This window comes from Phaeodactylibacter sp. (genome assembly GCF_040219495.1).
GTDB lineage: Bacteria > Bacteroidota > Bacteroidia > Chitinophagales > Saprospiraceae > Phaeodactylibacter.
In genome coordinates, this window is record NZ_JAVJSK010000079.1 from 14,593 (window position 1) to 30,505 (window position 15,913).

Sequence of the window (15,913 nt, forward strand, 5' to 3'; positions counted from 1 at the left end):
AGGATAAGCAGTGAAGCGTATTGTAATGAGGTAAAACCGCTGTTAACGAGCGTTTCACAAAACAGAAGGGTGCCCTTCCGAAGACGGAAAAGACACCCTTCTTCTTCTGCGATTAGCGCTTACTGCTTAATCAGTTTACGGATCGCCCGGAACGCGCCCTCCTGCATCACACGCACGGTGTACATGCCATTAGGCAGGGTGTTCAGGTTCAACGTTTCCTGTAGCACCGTACCGGCTTTGTCTACACGGATGGCGCGGACTTCTTTGCCGGTGTAATCATATACGCCAATCAGGATGGCACCCTGAGCGTCGTTGTCGAGGCGGATGTTCACCACATCCCCGTTGCTTGGGTTCGGGAACACGCGGAGCAGGTCAGAATGATCGACTTCCTGAGTGTTCGTCAGCGTACCGAGGCGATATTGACCGGATTGTAAGCCATCTACGGCGAACTTCACGGTGCCAGCGCCGGCAACAGGTGCCAGACCAGTGTCTGTCCATTCTTCACCATCGTAGTAGAGCAGCTTCAGGTTGCCTACCGATCCCGGTGCATCAATACCAGCTGCTTCAAAGTCGAAGATCATATCAACATTTGGGCTGTTGCCGATGACCTCTACGTGCCAGATGCGTTCCCAGTTGCTGGGTGAGCTTACCGGCAAGCCGTTGTGGGCCGCCATGACGAAGTTGTCTACCGCGAACGGAGAACGGGCGTCAATTTGCAGACCGGCACCGGCAGCAGAACGGTGTTCCTGTTCGGTGGTACCGTCGATGTACAGGGCCTTACCCACCCCAATAAGATCCTCGGTGTAGTCGGTATTGGTGTACAGTTTCAGGTCGGTATCGCCTTCCATGATGTCCAGTCCGTACTTCACGGCCAGGTAGTTGTGCACGATGAGATTCTGGGCAGCGTTCAGCCCTTTCTTGTAGACCACGACTTCCGGAATGCTGATCGGCTGGAAGCCACCAACGATAACCGGAGCATCCACTGCCGGAATGATACCGTTGTAGCTGTTGAGCTTTTCAATACCACCATTGCTGCGGAGAATCGCCTGAGCAAAGTCACCCTGCAACTCTGCATTCACGATGTAGTAATCCTGGTCATTAAACTCAGAGTCACTGCGCAGGAAGAGCGACCGTTCGATGACAAACTGCATGGTGTGGGGATTGGCACCACCGTTGAATTCCAGCACGTATGCTTGTGCGGCTGCACCGGAGGAGATATCTCGCTTCTGGAAAATAGCCGCAAAGTCAGCATAGAACTGATTCCGCTTGAATACGGTGAAGATGGAAAGGCCTGCTCCGCCGTCGAGGTTGTCCGCATCATCAATGATGAGGGAACGGTTAAGCGGAGTGGAACCGTCGTCCAGCCCAAATTGAAGTACCGGCTTTCCATTTAGCCCATCGGCTATGTAGGTAGGAGCAGGCTTCTGGCTTTCGCCGGTGTTTGGAATACCGTTGTTGCCGCCTTCCACGTAGGTGTTGTAAGCATCGTTACCGTTTCCTGAACGGTCTTCCCATGTGAAAACCTGTTCGCCATCGGCTATATCTGCAATGGCATCAGCGCGGAGCCAAAGGGCGTTTTCGGGCTGTCCGGCAATTGCGTTGTCGGAAGCGCCCACACCACCAGGTCCGGTACCGGTACCAGGTACGGTATTGACAACCGTATAGGTGGCTTCAAGGATAGGCCCAAAGGCAGTGCCTTCTGCATTTACCCCGCGTGCACGGATCGTCGTCGTCTCGGTCAGCAGGATGCCGCCGCCCGGATAGGGTGTCAGTGGGTCTCCGCCTTCATCTGTATAGAAAACGAAGGCATCATCCGGCTGTATGTCGATCGTTACGTTGACCGCGTCGTTGTACTCCACCAATGGAGTAGGGGAGAATACTGGTAATCCAACGGGCGCAACGTTGTATGTTGCAGAAACTGTACTACTGGCTACGAGCCCATCTGCAAATGCGCGGGCGGTGACTGTAGCCGTGTCCGTCAGTAGAATGCCGTCTGCGTAAAGCAGGCTTTCTTCCGTAGGCTCAGTACCATCCAGGGTGTAGTAAATGGTGGACCCCGGCGTTTGGGGTACAATTTCCACGGTTACTTCAGGGACATAGTCTCCGGCAGGGGTAATGATTGCCGGTGGGGCTACAATCTGACGGTAGTCGAGGAACAGGCGGGCAGGCTGCCAGCCCTGATCGGAAATCCAGACATTGGAGCCCGGTGTATTGTCCCGGCCACGAATTACAAATGAAACATATTCATGCCCCTGACTGATGGCGTTCTTGACAAAATCAGTCAGCTCAGGGCCTGAAAGGTCGTGGAAGGCGCTTTCGGTCACGTTGTACGCTGCCAATGGGCCAGTCACGTTCTCTGGCCGCGTATTCCAGGTCACTGTGGTTTCATCCCACGAATTATCGGTCGTTCCGTACACTTCAATCCAGAAGTTATCGAGGGGGATGCCGGCATTTTCCTGATCACCTCTAAGGGTAAGGGTCGCAGTAACGACATTGGAACGGGCACCGTCAAGGTCAAACTTGACCAGTGTCTCCCGGTCATTATTGGCATCATCATCCATGGCAATCTGCATGGCGGTAGTGCCGTCGTAGTTGTCGTCCGGTGCGCCTTCTGCTACGTAGGAATCTTCGATCACCCGCTTCTCTTGTGTGGAGTAGTCGAGGGCGAGCTGTGCAGGCACCCAGTTCTTGGAAGAAATCCAGCCTCGGAACGTAGTCTCATCGCGGCCACGGACCACGAAGGTCAGGTTGCTGCGGCCCGCTTTGATGGCATCATTGACGTAAGTGGTCAGTGCACTGCCTTGTACCAGGTGTACCGCACTTCCGGTGATGTTGTACTGTGCGAGTGCATCCGTAGTGACGGCAGGCGTGGTATTCCAGGTCAGGGTGCCTTCCGACCAGTCGTCGCTGTCTGTACCATAAATCTCAATCCAGAAGTTCTCGTCCTGTGATGGCGGTTCATGTTGTGCACCACGCAGCATCAGGGTAGCGGTACCAATGCCATTCCTGGAGGCACTGATGTCAAACTTGAGGTAAATGTCCTTGCTCTCGTTAGTGGAAGCGGCATTGATCACGTGCATATCTGCATCAGCGATCTCAAAGTTCATGTCGGCTTCCGATTCGGAGACAAAGACGTCCTCGATGACTGTCAGGGTATCATTCTCCAGGCGGAACAGGTTAGGCCGGCTGATGTCGAGGACCGGGCCATAGTTGCCGTTCTCCACCCCACCAATCCACATATTGGAGGTGGAGTCTTTGGCGGCGGACCGGACCAGGAAGCTGACCGTTGTTGCCCCTTTGCGGATTTCCTCATTGATGTAGTCTACCAATCGGCTGTCGGTATTGACGAAGTCTTTGCGGGCAGAGCTGCTGTTGAGCAGGGAAGTGGCCAGGACTTTGTCTTTTGCCGGGCGGTTGTTCCAGGTCACCGCTTCAGGGTCAAAGTCGGCCTTTACGCTTTGCAATTGAACCTCGAATTCCTCTTCAAAGTCTGCATCCCCGGTTTTGCCCCGGTAGCTGAAAGAAGCCGATTCAATCTGTTCGCCGTTCAGGCCGCTGAGGTCATACTTTACGTAAGACTGCACGCGCATGAGGGCACCGTCCACGGATTCGCGGTAAGCAAGGATATTTCCGCCCACTTGCGACTGATCGAGGGTGGAGTCCGGGTGCATTTCGAGCACTACTGCATCACCAATACCGTAGGCGCTGGCCATCGGTTTGGTATCGTACTCCAGGATTGGGCCGTAGTTGCCATTTTCTGCACCACCAATCCACATATTGGAGGTAGAGTCTTTGGCGGTGGAGCGCACCATAATATGCAGCTCGGTAGCGCCTTTGCGGATCTCTTCGTTGATGTAATCCTGGAAGCGGGTGCCTTCATTGATAAAGGCTTTACGGGCGGAGCTGGCATTCAGGGTGGAAGTGGCCAGCTTCTTATCATTCTGAGGCTTGTTATTCCAGGTTATGGTACTGCCATCATAAGCCGCCTTTACGCTGAAGGCTTCTAGTCCGAATAGTTCTTCAAAGTCTGCCGCTCCGGTTTTACCCCGGTAGCTAAAGCTGATGTTTTCGACCTGCTTGCCGCTCAGGGCGCTGATGTCGTAGGTCACATAAGACTGTACGCGCATGAGGGCACCGTCCACGGATTCGCGGTAAGCGAGGATGTTGCCTCCGGTGTTGGACTGATCAATAACGGAATCCGGGTGCATTTGCATGACCACCGCATCGACTGCAGCGTATTGGCTGCCCTTTGGCGCGATGGTGTAGTCTAAAACCGGGCCATAGTTGCCGTTGTCTGCCCCGCCGATCCACATATTGGAAGTCGAGTCTTTGGCAGCAGAGCGCAGCAATAAGCCCACGGTTGTGTTGCCTTTACGGAGTTCCTCGTTGATGTAATCCGCGAACTGAGTCCCTTCGTTGATAAAGGTTTTGCGGGCGGAGCTGCTATTCAGGATAGAGACGGCCAGCTTTTTATCTTTTTGGGGTTTGTTGTTCCACGTCAGGTTGTCCGCATCAAAATCACTCTTGATGCTGTGTATTTCAACTTCAAAGAGTTCTTCAAAATCAGGCGCTCCGGTTTTACCCCGGTAGCTCAGGCTAACGGTTTCCAGCTGTTGGCCCGCGAGGTGGCTGATGTCGTACTTTACATAGGATTCCACGCGCTTCAGTTCGCCGTCCACGGATTCGCGGTAAGCGAGGATGTTGCCACCGGTATTGGACTGATTGATTATGGAGTCCGGAAAGGCTTCCATAACAACTGCATCGCTGTGGGCGTAGCCGCTCTTTTCCGGTGAGATGGTGTATTCCAGAACCGGGCCATAGTTGCCGTTGCCAATACCGCCAATCCACATATTGGAAGTGGAGTCTTTGGCAGTGGAAAGGATCAGGAATCCGATCGTTGTCTCGCCTTTACGGGCAGCTTCATTGATGTAATCTACAAATTTGCTGCCATCATTCACAAAAGTCTTACGGGCGGAGCTGCTGTTTAGCGCAGAAATAGCCAGCTTACTGTCCTTTTGGGGTTTGTTGCTCCAGGTCAGGTTGTCTGCATCGAAGTCACTTTTGAGGCCGTGCAGCTCAATTTCAAAGAGCTCTTCGAAGTCGGCCTCGCCCGTTTTGCCCCGGTAGCTGAAAGCAGCACTTTCTACCTGGGTGCTGTTGAGGTTGCTGATGTCAAACTTGACATAAGAATATACAGCATAGAGGTTGTCGCCTTCCCGGTGCCGGTAAGCCAGTATATTGCCTCCGATGTTGGATTGGTCTATGATGGAATCCGGATGGGCTTCCATCACCACGGCATCTGCCTGGCCGTATTTGGATACGGTTTGTCCCCATATCGGGCTTAGGGACAACAAGCAAAAGACCATAGCGGAAATCAGGTATCTAATTAGCATGCCTTTTTGGTATTTGGTTAAGAAAAAAATCATTGGCAACAAGTTGGGCAGCTTCCCGGGAATATCCGTGTAAGAATGTCCCTTTCAACCGGGACAATTGTCCCATAAGCCCTTCAGCGGCCCGCTCTTTTGCATTCTGGTACGTTTGTCATGGTTCATCGGGATATAATTGCACACCGGACGCAGGGGCAAAATTTATATTTGTCCATAGAACCTAACCAAGGCTCTGCCAAACCGGCTGAGCATGGCATACCAAAAAGACACAACCATGAAGCATTTTTTATTCCTGCTCCTTATGCTGCTGTCCGCCCACACCTACGCGCAGCGCACCCTGACCGGGCAGGTGACGGATACCGATGGGGAGCCGCTCATTGGCGTAAATATTCTGGTGAAAGATACCGAGGTGGGCACCATTACGGACTTTGATGGGCAGTACTCCCTGCGTGTGCCGGAAGAGGGCGAAGTGCTGATATTCAGCTACATCGGCTATGCTGCCCGGGAGGTCCTCATTGGTACACAAACCCGCATTGATTTGGAAATGACTACAGACGCAGAGGCGCTCGATGAAGTGGTAGTCATCGGTTATGGGACCAAGAAAAAGCGGGACGTTATTGGTTCTGTAGCAACGGTGAAATCCGAGGACATTACGAAACTGAAGACGACCTCTTTTGTGGATGGGCTGCAAGGGCAGGCCTCCGGGGTGCAGGTGGTCTCTAATAGCGGGGTGCCCGGTGCGCCTTCCACCGTGAAAATCCGGGGCATCAGTTCCCTCTCTATTGATACTGACCCCCTTTGGATTGTTGACGGTATGCCGATTTATACCGGTTCCTCTCTTGGTTCGAGCAACGGTGCTACCGCCCAAGACCCCATGAGTATGATCAACCCTAACGATATCGAGTCGATTCAGGTACTGAAAGATGCTGCTGCAACGTCCATATACGGCTCGCGTGGCTCCAATGGGGTCATTATCATCACAACCAAATCCGGGAAAAAGGGCAAAGGGTCTATCACGTTGGATTACTCCGCCGGCCTGACCGAGCCTTCCCGCGCTGCTGAGGATATCGGCTTCGCGAATACCCGGGAGTGGTTCGATCTGGTGGAGACTGCGCGGCTCAATTCCTTCGGGGGTGAAGCGGAGGCCTTGTTCGACCCCAATTCTATCCTCAACCTCTTTCAGGATGACCCAATCGCCCGGTTGAGCCGGGAGGAAGCGATGGCCATCAATACGAACTGGTTTGATCAGATCCTGAACCAAGGCAATTATCAGGACATCAACGTGTCTGGTGCTAAAGGTTTTGAAGGGGGCAATATGTATGTCTCCTTTGGCTACCGCAACGACAATAGTGTGCTGCGCAACAACGGGCTGGAACGCTATTCCGTGCGGGCCAATCTGCAATTCAATCCCTTCCAAAACCTGAGTGTGGAGACCCGCCTCAATTTCAGCTATACCAACAACGACCGCGTAAAGCAACAGGTAGGCGGTGCCCTGGGCAACAACAGCGGTGGCAACAGCGCCGGCTGGGGTAATGCCAACCGCAATGCGCTGCCCTGGTACCCGATATTCAACTCCGACCATCCAACCGGTTACTGGAACCCCATGTCCGGGAATAACCTGGTAGCCGCTATCGACCGCGATCTGCTGGTGGATGAAGTGACGAGTTACCGTGGGCTGGGCGGACTGGCGCTCGAGTACAATATACCACAGGTGCAGGGGCTTTCACTGCGGGCGGAGGGGTCCTTCGACCTGGTGCAGTCCAATACCCTGAACTGGGTGACCGCCGCTCTGCGCGAGTTTGGCTCCTTTGCTTCCGACGAAAGCCGGGTGCGCCAAAGCATCAATTACAACCTTTACGCAAAGTACAACCGGGACTTCGGCAATCATGGGCTCAGCTTTACCGCTGGTACAGAATCGCAATCGATCAATCAGCAACTCCGTCTTATGGAAGGGCAAAACCTGACCGGCACCTACAAGGAAATTGGCAACCCTCAGGACCTGCTGACCCTTTCCGGCGGCCTTTCCTACGAAGAGTACCTGCGTGCTTTTTTCGGCAGAGCAGACTACAAGTTTATGAACCGCTACTTCTTGGGGGTCAGCTTCCGGCAGGATGGTTCTTCCAAGTTTAATGAGGCCTACCGTTGGGGCACTTTCCCAGCGGTCTCTGCCGGCTGGGTGATCAGCGATGAGCCTTTCTGGAATAACCGGACCTTTAGTTCGGTCAAACTCAGGGGCAGTTATGGGCAGACGGGCAATAAGAACATCCCGAGCAACCGCTTCGTAACCACTTACACCAACCGCACCGACTGGCGCTATGGCCCGGCGGATGTCATTCTGGAGGGCACCCGCATCACCAATATCGGGGTGCCGTCCCTAACCTGGGAAACCACGAGCAGCTATGATGCCGGGATAGACTTCGGGCTCTGGGACGGCAGGCTCGCCGGTTCGGTAGCCTACTATCAGCAGGATGTTTCCGACCTCCTGCTGGCTTCGCCTCTGGCTACTTCAGCAGGGCTGGAAGGGAACCGCATCTGGGGCAATATCGGGGATATGTCCAACTGGGGAGTGGAGCTGGAACTGAGTTCCACAACGATTCGCCGGGGAGACTTTACCTGGACTACTGATTTCAACATCACCACCAACCGGAACCGCGTTAACCGGCTCACCCCTGATCTCGACCGTTCCGGGCGGGGGCTGCTTAGCGGCAACCGGGTTTCTCAAACCGGAGGGCGTTTGTGGGCCTATTACATGGCAGAAGACGCAGGAGTAGACCCCGAGCGCGGCGTGAATATGATCTGGGAGATTGATATAGACCATTTTGAAGCCACCGGAGAAACCCTCAAAACCGGGCGGAAAATCCCGGCTACTTTGAATAACCTGCAAAATCACCGCATTGTACACGAGGATAAGACCACCGTCCCGACCTTCTTCGGTGGCCTCAGCAATGCCTTCAAATATAAAGGCATCGACTTGTCGGTCTTCCTGAGTTTCTCCGGAGGCGACTACATCTACGATTACGAAGAGCAACGCACGACTGACGTTCAGTATGGTCAGGTGGTGCTCCGTTCTGACCTTGTCGGGAATACCTGGACCCCGGACAATCCAGACGCCAAGTACCCCGAGTTACGCTGGCAGGGCGCCTACCCCTACGGTTGGGACCCTGAAGTGGACAATCCGGATTCGCCCACCGGCAAAGGCGACTGGACGGATGCTACCGGTAACTATAAAAATGAAACCGTTAACTGGACCAAGTACCTCTACCGGGCAGACTTCCTGCGCCTTCGCAACGTGCAGGTAGGCTACACCTTCCCCAATGAGCTGGCTCAGCGCTGGCGCCTGCAAAGCCTGCGGGTATACCTGACCGGTACCAATCTTTGGGTCTGGGCACCGCACTACAATGGCTGGGATCCGGAGTCCGGTGGTGGTGTGCTGCCGCCCCTGCGGATGTACGCCGGAGGGATAACTGTGAAATTCTAACCTAAAAACGAGCCAAATTATGAATACCATAAAGCAACGCATCTTGGCCTTGAGCTTACTCCTGGCATTCGCCGGATGCAATAACGATGAGTTTTTCGAGCTGCAGAACCCGCCTGAATTCCCCTGGCTCAATATGGAAGAGCTGGAGCGTGGCGTGGTGACCCCGTACAATTATGCCTTCACGAATTCCTGGAGTAACTTTTTCGGGGACGACCGCCTGATTTTTGACTGTATGTCAGATGCCGTTTATCTGCTGCCCAATACTTCCGCAGATATCCCCTTCGAGGAAATGTACCTGCGGACTACCAGCGTGGAGATGACCAAGGCGAATTCTGGTTTTTCGCTGGGCTATAAATGCATCACACATGCCAATTCCGTACTCGACTTTTTGATAGAGAATGACTACCGGCCATTCGATAATCCTACGGAGCGCGACCTGGCCAATCTGGATCGCATTCAGGGTGAGATGCAATTCATGCGCGCCTACGCTTATTTTTACCTGACGAGGAGACACTGCCCGGTACCAGGAGTACCCCAATTTGCAACCGAGGAAATACTGCCCCTCAGGCTGGAAACACCGCTATCGGCAGAAGAAGCCAACAGCCCGCAGTATGTGTCTACTGATGTGATCTACAACCAAATCATTGAAGACCTGAAGGCAGCGAAGGAGCTCCTGCCTGAGGCCTTTGACGCGGGCATTCACCATCCGTCCTACATTCAGGGGCGGGCCACTCGTTACGCAGCAGCGGCTATGCTGGCACGGGTGTACTTCCAGATGGGCGCTTTTGACCTGGCAGAGGCCGAGCTGGACTTTGTGATCAACGGGCCTTTCTCTCTTGATGAAGACCCTATCGAAGCTTTCAACAAAGACTATGCAGCAGACGGTGCCGAAGTCATCTGGGCGACCAACAACCACGACCCCGAGATCATCCGCCCTAATAAAGTGCCAACGAGTATGAACTGGAGCGACTACCGGGCAACTAATGGCGGGCGGGGTGTAAACCACAAACGCTGTACCTGGAACCAATTCCCGATGAGCCATAGTATCCTGAAGCAGATCGGCTGGATGGACGAGGACCTGGGCGTGACGGAAGAAGCCCTGCAAGACAAACGCTATCAGCAACTCTTCTGGCGCATCGAGGGCAATCCGGGCACTAACTCTGCTGACCCCACCGAATACGAAATGCAGTACCCGCACATTAAAGACCCTCACGTATGGGGAGACAAATACTACCGGGCGACCGATGGGCAGCGTTCTAATATTCCAGTCATCCGCCTGGCAGAAATGTTGCTGACCCGTTCCATCATTCGGTTTAATGATGGAGATCTTGCCGGTGCGGCTGAGGATTTGAATAAAGTCAGAACGCGCGCAGGATTAGAGCCTTTGACTGCCGTGGCCGAACAGGACATTCACCAGGAGCGCATCAGGGAGCTGGCCTTTGAGGGCGACCGCTTCCATTACCTGCAGGCGCTGCAGTTGCCGATTGACCCCGGCGACCGGGAGGCTGCACCGATTGAGTATCCGTACAATGATTTATACTGGAAATTACCACAGTCTGAACTCGACTTCAAATAAGACCATCATGAGAAAAACAATCCTTTTTATCCTTTCAGCTGCGGTAGTCCTGTTAATGGCAGTGGGCTGTAACAAGGATACGATCAATATCCCGTTCATCACCATCACCGGTGAAGCCATGCAGCCGAGCGCGTTTGGTGCTGCTGATGGCGCAATCGACATAGCCGTGGAAGGCGGTGCGCCGCCCTATCAGGTTTTCTGGAGCCACGGGCCGGATACTGAAGATGTTTCCGGATTGCCAGCTGGGAGCTACACCGTCAAGATTATTGATACCAAGTCCACGGTAGCTTCGAAGACCTTCGAATTATTACAACCGGAGGCAACACCGCTCAACCTGGATTTCACCGTGGAAGAAGTCACCTATTTCGGTGGCAACGACGGTACGGCAACCGTGTCAGTCAGCGGAGGCACAAGCCCCTACACCTTCCTTTGGAGCAATGAGGAGGACACCGAGCGCATCGGAAAACTCACCACTGGCTGGTATGCGGTAACGGTGACCGACGGTGGTGAACCCGCCGTAGTCACCATTGACTCTGTGCTGGTTGGCCAGCCGGAATTTGTCTGTGGCCGCGACAGCATCACCGATGTGGATGGCAACAAATACCCAACCGTTGACATAGGCGGACAATGCTGGACCACCCAAAACCTGCGCACCGAGCACCTTCCTGAAAATCCGGAAGCCGCGATAGAGGGCCGCTTCTGCCAGGACCTGAACTGCACGAATGCCATGGGCGCCCACTACACCTGGGGTGCTGCCATGAACGGGGCTGAATCCGCAACGGGCGAGGAAGAAGTACAAGGCATCTGCCCCTGTGAATGGCACCTGCCCACCAAGGAAGAATGGGAAACCTTTAATGCTTACCTTTCGGTTGACGGGCAGGGCGGAACGGGTGTGAATGTACCCAATAAGATCCGGGGCGAAGGCAGCCCTTCCGGCTTCGATGCCCTGATGGCTGGCAACTGGGGCTATTCGGTCTTCGAGGGAGAAAATGCTGTATTCTGGACGGCAACGGAACAAGCTGACGGCAGAGCTTTTTACCGCCTGATCAACAATTTCCCGTTGCTTGGACAGGGGCATGTGGTGAAAAACAGCGGGCTGAGCGTACGCTGTGTAAGGGACCGGGAATAGGCATAAAAAAAGGCATGCTTTCAACCCAAAGGAGTGATATTTGTCATTGCTTTGGGTTGTTTTGTTTTGGGGAGGGTTGGTTTTGGTGATTTTTGTTGGGTGGAAATAGGGTGTAATGAAATTTTAGTTAAATTGTAGGCAGTGAACATCGTTTACAATTTCAGACAAACAGAAAACATGCGAAGCCTAATTGCCACCACCATTCTCCTGATTGCCTGGAGTGCCGTGGCCGCCCAGAATTACCGGTTTGATCAGCTTAATGTCGCTGATGGTTTGTCTCAGAATACCGTTAACACGATTCTGAAAGACAAGCGCGGGTACATTTGGATAGGCACCAATGATGGGCTCAATCAGTACAATGGGTATAGCTTTCAGGTATTCCGGCATCAGAATGCCAACCCCAATTCCCTAAAAGGGAACAAGGTCCTCACGCTGCTTGAAGACACCGCCGGCCGTTTGTGGATCGGTACGGCCAGCGGTTTATGCATCTACAACCCTGAACAGAGTCAGTTCGATCCTGTCCATCTTGAATCTGATCCATCTTCCGGCCCCGGGGATCCGTACATTCGGACGATCGAGCAAGACCAGTCCGGCCGGATTTGGGTAGGCACCCTTAGCGGTATGCTATATGTAAGGGAAAATGATGGCGATGGCTTCAGGGAAGTCCGGTTCAACTCAGCGCCAGTAGCTGATGTCAGCGCAATCTGTGAAGATCAGAAAGGCACCATTTGGATAGGAACAGACCATGCGGGGCTGTACTATAAATCGAAGGGGCAAATTGATTGGACGTTTCTGCCCATCGAAGCACTGAATGGAGGGCAGGGGCTTGCCAAAACAATTGTGGAAGACCAAAGTGGGCACCTTTGGGTGGGCACACAGGGCGCAGGGCTTTTTAAGATCAGCGCCGACCGGTCAGGCCATCAGCATTATAAAGCAGCTCAAACGCCCGGTCTGCAAAACGATTTGATTAAGAGCCTCGCGCTCGGTCCCCATGGAAGACTATGGGTGGCTACGGATGGCGGCGGCTTATCTATTTTTGATACCCAAAGTGAAGTTGTACAGCACCTGGGGTATAATCCTTATGATCCGCAGTCTGTTGCCAGCGATGCCGCCTACGCCCTCTTCAGGGATGAGGAGGGGCTAGTCTGGGTCGGTACGTTTGACGGAGGAGTGAGTATTTTTAACCCCAATCACAAAGCTTTTCACCACATTGGCCGCAGCCTGGTCAGCAGCCGGGGGTTGAGCCATCGCTCTGTATTGTCCTTTCTGGAAGACCGTCGCGGTGATATCTGGGTTGGTACGGATGGAGGCGGGCTGAATATCTGGACACCAGGTGCCGATCAGTTCCGGATACTTACTCAGGCTGACGGGTTGAGCAGTAAAGTGGTCACGAGCTTATGCGAGAGCCCAGCCGGACAGATATGGATAGGTACTTACAGGGGCGGTTTGCAGCAGTTTAATCCCGAAACCGGTCACCTGGAAACCTACAAATACCAAGCGGGTAATCCAAAGGGCATCCGCAACGATAATGTCTGGGCTGTGCTGCCGCAGGGCGAACAGCACCTTTGGGTGGGTACGCTTGCCGGGCTGGACCGTCTGGATTTAGCTACGGGCTCTTTTGAGCATTGGTCTACCTTCAGCCCGGAAGGAGAGGAAGCTTATGCCGAGCGGGTGACTACGCTCTACCGTGGCCCTTCCGGTACGGTTTGGGTAGGGGGAAAAGGTGTCCGGTATGTCTCAGAAAATTTAGGCGAAATGATCCCGCTGAAGGTGTCCTCCGGAAGCACCCTTAATCAGTTTGACAGCAGGGCTTTTCTGGAGGATACAGGCGGACGGTTATGGATCGGAACAGAAGGCGGCGGGCTTTTCATCCGATCCGCCAATGGAAGTGAAATCCGCAACTACACCATGTCAGACGGGCTGCCCAGCAATGCCATTCACACGTTGTACGAAGGAGAAGATGGAGCCATTTGGATGAGTACGAACAAGGGGCTTTCAAGAGTTTGGTTGGATAGCACATCCGGATCGCTGCGATGCCGGAATTATTGTAAAAAGGATGGGCTGCAGAGCAATCAGTTTTCCTACAATGCCGGGCTGCAAACCCGGGATGGGCACCTTTACTTTGGAGGCATTAACGGGTTTAACTACTTCAGGCCTGGTTTAATTCAGGATAATCCCCACGCACCGGAAGTAGCCCTGACCGGGCTTAAGCTTTACGATAAGTACACCACCCCGGAGGACGAAGGCTCTCCACTGAAAAAACCTGTTAGTCAGGTGCAGGAGTTGGTACTGAGCCATCAGCAGAGCCAGTTGTTTGCATTGGAATTTACTGCACTAGGCTACACCTCCAGCGAAAAGAATCAGTATGCCTATAAGCTCGAAGGCTTCCTGGACGAGTGGAGCTATATCGGTGACCGCCGGAGTGTGTCTTTCACCAACCTCAATGCGGGCACCTACACCTTCAAGGTCAAGGCGGCCAACAACGATGGCGTCTGGAATCCCGAGCCGGTTGCTCTGAAGATCGTCATCAAGCCACCATTCTGGAGAACCCCCTGGGCTTATGCGTCCTATATCCTTATTTCTGTGCTGCTGCTTTTTGGCTTCCGGCATGCGCTGCTCATGCGCGAACGGTTCAAAAACAACCTCCGGCTTAAAGACCTGGAGCGTCAGAAAATCGAAGAGGTTAACCGGTTGAAACTTGCTTTTTTCACGAATGTATCCCATGAGTTCCGGACCCCGCTTACCCTGATTTCCGGCCCGGTGGAGCAGCTACTGGAATCCGGGCAATTTGGTGGCCGCGCTGCCCGGCAGCTTCAGATCGTACAGCAAAATACGAAGCGCCTGCTACGGCTGGTGAATCAACTGCTGGAGTTCAGGAAAATGGATGAGGATCAGGTACAATTATCTCCACAGTCTTCTGACATGGTCTCCTTTGTACAGGGGGTGAAAACGGCTTTCGATGGTCTGGCAGAAAGCCGGGGCATCAACTATCAGCTGAATACTTCTCTGCAGCGCATCCCAATCTGTTTTGATCCGGATAAGATGGAGAAAATCGTATACAACCTCCTGTCCAATGCCTTTAAATTCACCCGGCAGCGGGTAGAGGTCGATATCAGGCAGAGCAAGCGGGTGGTTGAATCCGGAGAACCCCCAAAACCTGTAGTGCTGATTAGCATTACTGACGATGGGTCGGGCATCTCGCCTCAGCACCGGGACCGGGTTTTCGACCGCTTTTATCAGGTACAGCCGGGACAGGGGCATGCCGTTGATGAGCTCCCGCAGGGCACTGGTATTGGGCTGGCCTATGCTAAAGCGCTGGTCGAAATGCATGGGGGCGGGCTGGAGCTGGAAAGCGACCCTGGAAAAGGCAGCCGGTTTACCATCTGGTTGCCGCTGGATGCACAGGGCTTAGACTGTGGGCCGCAGCAGGAACTGGAAGTGCCTGAGCTGGTCGTGGAACAAGAAACCGAAGCAGCGCACCTGAACCCAACCGTTGCCCTTCCGGAGATGCTGGTCAAAACCGGAACGAAGCCCACTTTGCTCATTGTGGAGGACAATGAAGATGTCCGCCACTTCCTGCGGATGAGCTTTGAGCCCTTCTTTACCATCGCCGAAGCTGAAAACGGTGAGAAAGGTATTGTCAAAGCGCTGGATTTGTTGCCGGATCTCATTCTTAGCGATATTATGATGCCTCAAAAGAGCGGCATTGAACTGTGTCAAACCCTGAAAACCGACGACCGGACAAGCCATATTCCAATCGTTTTGCTGACCGCCAATCAAAGTGAGGAGAAACTGGTGGTTGGGCTGGAAACCGGCGCAGATGATTACATCACTAAACCCTTTAAGTTCCGCCTGCTGAAAGCCCGCATCTTCAACCTCATCCACAACCGGGAGATGCTTAAGCAGCGGTTCAGCCAAAACATTTTGCAGCCGGAGCCCGATCAGCCCCCTTCCCCGGATGAGCAGTTCCTGCAAAAGGCCATCCGGATTGTGGAAGACAACCTTAATGAAAGCGAATTCGGGGTCAGTGATTTTGCCAAAGCGCTGGGCATGAGCCGGTCGGTCCTCTACCGAAAGTTCAGTGCCCTGACTGATCAGTCGGTGAAGGAATTCATCAATATTATCCGTCTCAAGCGGGCCGCTGAGATGCTTAAACTTGGGGTATGCGATTCTATTTCGGAAGTGGCTTACTCCGTAGGCTTCTCAGATGCACAGTATTTTAGCAAAAAATTCAAAAAACACTACAACATGACCCCAACAGCTTATATGTCGGCTAATCAGGAGAAGGCTACAGCTGATAAGGGCGCAGAAGGACATTTGTAACGGGCATTTGGAACGAAATT

The 15,913-nt window shown here is 53.5% G+C and carries 5 protein-coding genes; 4 read left to right on the forward strand and 1 reads right to left on the reverse strand.

Annotation, left to right across the window (positions count from 1 at the left end; genetic code table 11):
* Positions 1 to 119: 119 nt before the first annotated feature.
* Positions 120 to 5,393, reverse strand: a complete 5,274-nt coding sequence (locus tag RIC19_RS11460) for a DNRLRE domain-containing protein (RefSeq protein ID WP_350178458.1) — start codon at positions 5,391 to 5,393, stop codon at positions 120 to 122.
* 244 nt (positions 5,394 to 5,637) lie between these two features.
* On the opposite strand from RIC19_RS11460, the gene RIC19_RS11465 reads away from it, so the two are divergent.
* From RIC19_RS11465 to RIC19_RS11480, 4 genes are all read left to right on the forward strand, one after another.
* Positions 5,638 to 8,865, forward strand: coding sequence for a SusC/RagA family TonB-linked outer membrane protein (locus RIC19_RS11465; protein WP_350178459.1), 3,228 nt, complete (start codon positions 5,638 to 5,640; stop codon positions 8,863 to 8,865).
* Positions 8,866 to 8,884: 19 nt separating this feature from the next.
* Positions 8,885 to 10,441, forward strand: coding sequence for a RagB/SusD family nutrient uptake outer membrane protein (locus RIC19_RS11470; RefSeq protein WP_350178460.1), 1,557 nt, complete (start codon positions 8,885 to 8,887; stop codon positions 10,439 to 10,441).
* Between the two features lie 7 nt (positions 10,442 to 10,448).
* Complete coding sequence (locus tag RIC19_RS11475) at positions 10,449 to 11,570, forward strand: FISUMP domain-containing protein (protein WP_350178461.1); 1,122 nt, start codon at positions 10,449 to 10,451, stop codon at positions 11,568 to 11,570.
* Between the two features lie 177 nt (positions 11,571 to 11,747).
* Positions 11,748 to 15,893, forward strand: coding sequence for a two-component regulator propeller domain-containing protein (locus RIC19_RS11480; RefSeq protein WP_350178462.1), 4,146 nt, complete (start codon positions 11,748 to 11,750; stop codon positions 15,891 to 15,893).
* Positions 15,894 to 15,913 lie beyond the last annotated feature (20 nt).

Coding starts and splice junctions, on each gene's coding strand:
- RIC19_RS11460 (WP_350178458.1), bottom strand. CDS start 5,393: ATGCTAATTAGATACCTGATTTCCGCTATGGTCTTTTGCTTGTTGTCC.
- RIC19_RS11465 (WP_350178459.1), top strand. CDS start 5,638: ATGGCATACCAAAAAGACACAACCATGAAGCATTTTTTATTCCTGCTC.
- RIC19_RS11470 (WP_350178460.1), top strand. CDS start 8,885: ATGAATACCATAAAGCAACGCATCTTGGCCTTGAGCTTACTCCTGGCA.
- RIC19_RS11475 (WP_350178461.1), top strand. CDS start 10,449: ATGAGAAAAACAATCCTTTTTATCCTTTCAGCTGCGGTAGTCCTGTTA.
- RIC19_RS11480 (WP_350178462.1), top strand. CDS start 11,748: ATGCGAAGCCTAATTGCCACCACCATTCTCCTGATTGCCTGGAGTGCC.